This window comes from Agrococcus sp. HG114, assembly GCF_024723325.1.
Taxonomy (GTDB): domain Bacteria; phylum Actinomycetota; class Actinomycetes; order Actinomycetales; family Microbacteriaceae; genus Agrococcus.
The window spans coordinates 22,696-28,861 of the sequence record NZ_JANQCH010000017.1; the positions used below are offsets into that span (position 1 = coordinate 22,696).

The following is a 6,166-nucleotide window of genomic DNA, read 5'->3' on the forward strand; positions in this document are numbered from 1 at the left end:
GTGAACCATGAGATAATGCCCGCAGGAGAACTGAAAGGGGTGCCGCATGGCCGCCATGAAACCACGCACCGGTGATGGACCGCTCGAGGCCGTCAAGGAGGGCAGGCTCATCGTCGTGCGCGTGCCGCTCGAGGGCGGAGGCCGGCTGGTCGTCTCTGTCAACGACGAGGAGGCCGCCGCGCTCCACAAGGCGCTGGGCGAGGTCGTCGTCAGCGCCTGACGGCTGCGAAGCCCGAGCACGAGGCGAGAGGGCCGATCCATAGGCGGGTCGGCCCTCTTGCTGTCTCCGGATGTCGCGGAGCGCGGCCCGGACGGATCAGGCCGCGGGCTCGGGCAGCCGCACGATCTGCAGCAGGCCGTCGCCGACGGGCGACACGGCCGCGCGGACCGCGTCGCTCGACGAGAGCGCGCGCAGCAGCGCGCGCACGTCGGCGACGCTGTCGTCGCGCTGGGCCGGATCGGCGACGCGGCCGCCGAGGAGCGCGTGCGGCACGAGCACCGAGCCCCCGACGCGCACGAGCGCGAGCGCGTGCTCGACGTACTCCATCATGCCGGCGGGGTCGGCGTCGACGAGCACGATGTCGTAGCTCGACTCGTTCATGCGCGGGAGCACATCGCGCGCGCGCCCGGTGATGAGCCGAGCCCGGGTCACGGGGACGCCCGCGAGCGAGAACGCGGAGCGGGCGTGCTGCTGGTGGTCGAGCTCGGTGTCGATCGACGTGAGCGTCGCGCCGGGCGCACCGCGCAGCAGCCACAGGCCGCTCACGCCCGCGCCGGTGCCGACCTCGAGGATCGCGCTCGCCTGCGTCGCGGCCGCGATGGCGGCGAGCTGCGCGCCGACCGCGGGGGCGATGGCGGTGATGCCGAGCTCGCGCGAGGCGTCGCGCGCCGCAGTGAGCACCTCGTCCTCGTTCGCGAGGTCATCGAGGTACTTGGCGATGAGCGATGGTGTCTGCACGATTCCTCCGCCGCGAGCCTAGCGAGGGGCGCGCGGGGGAGCGCCGCAGGCTCGCCGTGGCGGCTCGACTACCCTGGAGGCGTGTCCCTCGCAGGCATCACGCTCGACAAGCTGGTGATCATCGCCGTGCTCGCGGCCCTCCTCATCGGCCCCGAGCGGCTGCCCGTGCTCGCCGAGAAGCTCGGTGCGCTCGTGCGCGGGCTGCGCGACCTCGCGGGCGGTGCGAAGGAGCGGATGCGCGAGGAGATCGGGCCCGAGTTCGACGACGTCGACTGGCGCAAGCTCGACCCCCGCCAGTACGACCCGCGGCGCATCGTGATGGATGCGCTCAAGGAGCCGCCCGCGCCGCCAGAGGACTTCTCGACGGCGGCGGCGAAGGCCTCGGTCGCGACGGTCTCGGGGCTGCCGCAGCGGCACCGCGGGCCCATGCGCTTCGACGACGAGGCGACCTGAGCCTCAGGCCGGCGACACCGGCAGCCCGCGCCCGGCGATCGAGCGCGTGCCGCGCAGCGACTCCGCGAGCGCGATGATCGCGGCGGCGGCCGGATCCCCGGGCGCGGCCGCCACGACCGGGGCGCCCGCGTCGCCGCCCTCGCGGAGCGCGACGGAGAGCGGGATCCGCGCGAGCAGCGGCACGCCGAGCCGGCGCGCCGCCTCCTCGCCGCCGCCCGCGCCGAAGAGCTCGAGGACGCTCCCGTCGGGCTGCGCGAGCCCCGCCATGTTCTCGACGACCCCGAGCACGCGCTGCCCCGTCTGCCGCGCGACCTCGCCCGCACGCTCGGCCACCTCGGCGGCCGCCCGCTGCGGGGTCGTGACCACGAGCACGTCGGCGTGCGGGAGCAGCTGGCCGAGCGAGATCGCGACGTCGCCCGTGCCCGGCGGCATGTCGATGAGCAGCACGTCGAGGTCGCCCCACCAGACGTCGGCGAGGAACTGCGCGAGCGTGCGGTGGAGCATGGGGCCGCGCCACGACACCGAGCGGTTGCCCTCGACGAACATGCCGATCGAGACGAGCCGCACGCCGTGCGCCTCGGGCGGCATCATCATGTCGCCCACCCGGGTCGGCCGATCGGCCGTGCCGAGCAGCGCCGGGATCGAGTAGCCGTGCACGTCGGCGTCGATCACCCCGACCGCGAGGCCGCGCGCCGCGAGCGCGACCGCGAGGTTCGCGGTCACCGTCGACTTGCCCACCCCGCCCTTGCCGCTCGCGACCGCGATGATGCGCGTGAGCGTGCCTGGCCCGAACTGCTGGGGCCGAGACCCGCGGAGGCGCTCGACGAGGGCCTGCCGCGTCGCGGGCGACATGACGTCGACCTCGATCTCCACGCGCTCGACGCCCGGCACCGACGCGGCCGCCTGCCGGACATCCGCCTGGATGCGATCGGCAGCGGGGCACGCCGCGACGGTGAGCTCGAGGCGGATGCGCGCGGTGCCGTCGTCGAGGTCGGCTGCGGGGATCATGTCGAGCTCGACGAGCGGGCGGCGGATCTCGGGGTCGACGACCGTGCCGAGCGCGCGCTCGAGGCGCGGGTCGATCACTGCGACCGGCGCTCGGCGCCGCCCCGGCGCTCGTCGAGGTCGTCGACGAACGACTTGAGCTCCGCGCGGATGAACTCGCGCGTGGCCATGTCGCGCATCGCCATGCGGAGCGCGACGACCTCGCGCGCGAGGTACTCGGTGTCGTTGAGGTTGCGCTCGGCGCGCAGCCGGTCCTGCTCGATCTGCACGCGGTCGCGGTCGTCCTGCCGGTTCTGGGCGAGCAGCAGCAGGGGAGCGGCGTAGGAGGCCTGCAGGCTCAGCACGAGCGTGAGCAGCGGGAAGCCCTGGTCCTGCGGGTCGAACTGGGCCTCGGGCGGCATGATCGAGTTGTAGCCGAGCCAGAAGGTGACGAAGATCGTCATCCCGACGAGGAACGCCGGCGTGCCCATCGCGCGCGCGAACGCCTCGGTGAAGCGGCCGAAGCGGTCCTTCGACGAGGGCCGCCGGAGCCAGCGGCGCTGCGCCTTCGGCCGCGCGAAGCCGTCGACCTGCTCAGCCACGCGGCGCCTCCTCCTGCGCGCGCCAGTCCTCGGGCAGCAGGTGGTCGAGCACGTCGTCGATCGTGACGACCCCCACGAGCCGCCCCGCCGTGTCGACGACCGGCACCGAGACGAGGTTGTAGGCGGCGAGCTCGCGCGTGACCTCGGCGGCCGAGGTCGACGTGAGCACGGGCTCGATCTGGTCGTCGAGGAGCGTGCCGACGCGCTCGTTCGGCGGGTAGCGCAGCAGCCGCTGGAAGTGGACCATGCCGAGGAACCGGCCGGTCGGCGCCTCGTAGGGCGGGAGCGTCACGCAGATGGCCGCGGCGAGCGCGGGCGCGACCTCGTGGCGGCGGATGAGCGCGAGCGCCTCGGCGACGGTCGCGTCGCTCGCGACGATGATCGGCTCGGTCGTCATGAGGCCGCCCGCGGTGTCGGCGCCGAACGCGAGCAGCATGCGCACGTCCTCCGCCTCCTCGGGGTCCATGAGCTCCAGGAGCGCCTCGCCGCGGTCGGCGGGCATGTGCGCGATGAGGTCGGCCGCGTCGTCCGGCTCCATCTGGTCGAGCACATCGGCGACCCGGTCGTCGGCGAGCGACGCGAGGATCTCGACCTGCCGGTCCTCGTTCATCTCCTCGAGGATGTCGGCGAGGCGGTCGTCGGAGAGGTCCTCGGCGACCTCGATCATGCGCTGCTGCGGCAGGTCGAGCATCGCCGACGCGGCGTCGGCCGCGGGCAGCTCGTCGAGCGACGCGACGAGGTGCTCGGTGTCGTGCTCGGCGTCGGCGGCGTGCTGCACGTCGCCCCAGTGGGCGAGCAGCGTCGGGCCCTTGCCGAACGGCGAGGTCTTGGGCTTGCGGAGGAAGAGCTCGTCGACCTCCCACTCGCCCGGTCCCCGCTCGGCGATCGAGAGGTCCTCGAGCACGGCGGTCGTGCCGTCGCGCAGGGTGACGGTGCGGCCGAGCACGTCGGCGAGCAGCAGCCGCTCGCTGCCGCGCTGGCTGAAGCGGCGCTCGCTGATCGCGCTCGCGATGAGCTGGCCGCCGCCGATCGAGAGCACGCGGCCGATCGAGAGGAACACGCGCTGCCGCCGGCGGTCCTCGACCGCGAGCCCCACGACGCGAGGGGGCGCGTCCTGCCGGGGCACGGTGACGACGTCGCGCACCTTGCCGATGCGCTCGCCGGCGGGGTCGAAGACCCCCGCGCCCGCGAGGCGGGCGACGAACACGGTGGCGGCGCTCATGCCGACCAACGTACCGCGCCGCCTCCGGCCGCGAGCGGCGCGACGCCGAGAGCGAACCGGCGGCGCCCGCCGGGACGTGCATGGGAGGATGGATCCGTGAGCATGTTCCAGAGCGCGGCGCGCGGTGACCAGCACCTGCCGCGCGGCGTCGTCGTGGCCTCGTTCGAGACGTACGAGCAGGCCCAGGCCGCGATCGCCAAGGTCTCGGGCGCGCAGGGCGAGCTCGCCGGGCTCGCGATCGTCGGCAACGACCTCAAGCTCGTCGAGCGCATCACCGGCCGCCTCACGTGGGGCAAGGTCGCGCTCGCGGGCGCGATGCGCGGGCTCGGCTTCGGCGCCTTCATCGGCCTCGTCTACATGCTCTTCGTCCCCGAGGCGATCACGTCGGTGCTGCTGTTCCCGCTGCTCGGCCTCGCGTTCGGCATCCTCATGGGCGTCATGACGCACTCGATGACCCGGCGCAAGCGCGACTACGCGTCGGTGCAGCAGGTGCTCGCAGCGCGCTACGACGTCGTCGCGCCGCAGCAGTCCGCGGGCCGCGCGATGCACATCATCGGGCAGCGCGGCGCCCCGGCCGCGCCGGAGCCGCAGGCGGGAGACCCCGCGACCGACCGTCCGGTCGCCGAGCAGCCCCCCTCGCCGCCCGCCGCGTAGTCACACGAGCGCGGGCGACGAGCGAGCGGCCTCGGCCACCGCATCCGTCACCAGGTCGAGCAGCGGCGAGGCGAGGTTCCAGCGCTGCCACCACAGGGGCACCTCGATCGCGTCGGGCGCGAGCTGCACGAGCGCGCCGCGCGCGACGCCCGCCTCGAACTGGCCGGGCAGCAGCATGCCCCAGCCGAGGCCGAGGGCGATCGCCTCGGCGTACTCGGCGGATGCGCTGATGACGTGCCGGGGCGCGTCGCGCTGGGCGCCGTGGCGGCGCGCGAACCGCGACTGGAGCGAGTCGTGCGGGTCGAAGTCGACGAGCGGCGCCCGCTCGAGCGCGCGCGGGGTGAGGCCGTCGGGGAACCAGCGCTCGGCGAACGAGCGCTCGGCGATCGCGACGTAGGGCATGCGCCCGAGGGGCGACGCGACGCAGCCCGAGACCGGCTCGCGCTGCGCCGTGACCGCGCCCATGACGGTGCCGGCGGCGAGCAGCTGCGCCGTGCGCTCCTGGTCCTCGCGGTGCAGCTCGAACAGCACCGGCCGCTGCGCGGTCACGGCAGTGAGCACCGGCATGAACCACGTGATGAGGGAGTCGGCGTTGACCGCGAGCGCCACGCGCGGCGCGGGGGAGTCGTCGCCGAGGGCGGCGAGCGCGTCGCGCTCGAGGAGCGCAAGCTGCCGCGCGAGCCGCACGAGCGCCTCGCCGGCCTCCGTCGCCCGCGCGGGCCGCGAGCGCTGCAGGACGACGCGGCCGACGCGCTGCTCGATCGCTCGGATGCGCTGGCTCACCGCGCTCGGCGTCACCCCGAGCTGGGCGGCGGCGCGCTCGAGCGTGCCCGCGTCGACGACGGCGGCGAGGGTGCGCAGGCTCTCGAGCGGCAGGTCCATGCCGCGAGCGTAGATGCAGCGCTGCTTCATCTGCTGCAGGAACCTGCGTTGGACTGCATCTCGGCATCGCCGTACCGTCGAGGCATGACCCCCGAGCTCCTCGCCCTGCTGTCGGGGCTCGGGCTCTGCCTGGGCCTCATCGTGTCGATCGGCGCGCAGAACGCCGTCGTGCTGCGGCAGGGCCTGCGGCGCGAGCACGTCGGGCTCGTGGTCGCGGTGTGCGTCGTGAGCGACGCCCTCCTGCAGGTCATCGGCGTCGCCGGGGTCGCGACGCTCGTCACGGCGCAGCCGTGGCTCGAGACGGTCGCGCGGTGGGCCGGGGCGCTGTTCATCCTCGGCTTCGCCGCCGTGAGCGCGCGGCGCGCGTGGCGCGGCGGCGGCTCGCTCGAGGCGGCGCCGCCCGACGACGCC

General features: G+C 74.6%; 9 protein-coding genes. 4 read left to right on the forward strand and 5 right to left on the reverse strand.

From position 1 onward, the window contains the following. Positions 1–46: 46 nt before the first annotated feature. Entirely contained in the window at positions 47–220 is a 174-nt protein-coding gene (locus NWP09_RS03500) for a DUF3117 domain-containing protein (RefSeq protein ID WP_211448352.1), read from the forward strand. Between the two features lie 96 nt (positions 221–316). Here NWP09_RS03500 and NWP09_RS03505 read toward each other — a convergent pair whose 3' ends face one another. After that, positions 317–958, reverse strand: a complete 642-nt coding sequence (locus NWP09_RS03505; protein WP_258274152.1) for an O-methyltransferase — start codon at positions 956–958, stop codon at positions 317–319. An 81-nt stretch (positions 959–1,039) separates the two neighbouring features. Between NWP09_RS03505 and NWP09_RS03510 the strand changes: the two genes are divergently transcribed. After that, complete coding sequence (locus tag NWP09_RS03510) at positions 1,040–1,411, forward strand: Sec-independent protein translocase TatB (RefSeq protein WP_258274153.1); 372 nt, start codon at positions 1,040–1,042, stop codon at positions 1,409–1,411. A gap of 3 nt (positions 1,412–1,414) precedes the next feature. Here the strand turns inward: NWP09_RS03510 and NWP09_RS03515 are convergent, their stop codons facing one another. From NWP09_RS03515 to NWP09_RS03525, 3 genes are read right to left on the reverse strand one after another with little or no spacing between them, the layout of a single operon-like run. Next, positions 1,415–2,497: an Mrp/NBP35 family ATP-binding protein gene (locus tag NWP09_RS03515; RefSeq protein WP_258274154.1), complete on the reverse strand. Its 1,083-nt coding sequence runs from the start codon at positions 2,495–2,497 to the stop codon at positions 1,415–1,417. Next, the gene (locus NWP09_RS03520) at positions 2,494–2,997 is read right to left on the reverse strand and encodes a DUF1003 domain-containing protein (protein WP_258274155.1); all 504 of its coding nucleotides are present in this window, start codon (positions 2,995–2,997) and stop codon (positions 2,494–2,496) included. The genes NWP09_RS03515 and NWP09_RS03520 overlap by 4 nt, the downstream gene beginning before the upstream one ends. Then, positions 2,990–4,219, reverse strand: a complete 1,230-nt coding sequence (locus NWP09_RS03525) for a CBS domain-containing protein (protein WP_258274156.1) — start codon at positions 4,217–4,219, stop codon at positions 2,990–2,992. Before NWP09_RS03525 ends, NWP09_RS03520 begins: the two co-directional genes overlap by 8 nt. A gap of 102 nt (positions 4,220–4,321) precedes the next feature. On the opposite strand from NWP09_RS03525, the gene NWP09_RS03530 reads away from it, so the two are divergent. Beyond that, on the forward strand, positions 4,322–4,873 hold the full coding sequence (locus NWP09_RS03530) for a general stress protein (protein WP_309137098.1): 552 nt from the start codon (positions 4,322–4,324) through the stop codon (positions 4,871–4,873). Here NWP09_RS03530 and NWP09_RS03535 read toward each other — a convergent pair whose 3' ends face one another. After that, complete coding sequence (locus tag NWP09_RS03535; RefSeq protein ID WP_258274158.1) at positions 4,874–5,755, reverse strand: LysR family transcriptional regulator ArgP; 882 nt, start codon at positions 5,753–5,755, stop codon at positions 4,874–4,876. A gap of 84 nt (positions 5,756–5,839) precedes the next feature. Here NWP09_RS03535 and NWP09_RS03540 point away from each other — a divergent pair. After that, on the forward strand, positions 5,840–6,166 hold a 327-nt coding region (locus NWP09_RS03540), incomplete at its 3' end, for a LysE/ArgO family amino acid transporter (protein WP_258274159.1).

What these genes read in the sequence shown, in the direction of transcription:
- NWP09_RS03525 (WP_258274156.1), bottom strand. Translation starts at nt 4,219, where the DNA reads ATGAGCGCCGCCACCGTGTTCGTCGCCCGCCTCGCGGGCGCGGGGGTC.
- NWP09_RS03535 (WP_258274158.1), bottom strand. Translation starts at nt 5,755, where the DNA reads ATGGACCTGCCGCTCGAGAGCCTGCGCACCCTCGCCGCCGTCGTCGAC.
- NWP09_RS03500 (WP_211448352.1), top strand. Translation starts at nt 47, where the DNA reads ATGGCCGCCATGAAACCACGCACCGGTGATGGACCGCTCGAGGCCGTC.
- NWP09_RS03530 (WP_309137098.1), top strand. Translation starts at nt 4,322, where the DNA reads ATGTTCCAGAGCGCGGCGCGCGGTGACCAGCACCTGCCGCGCGGCGTC.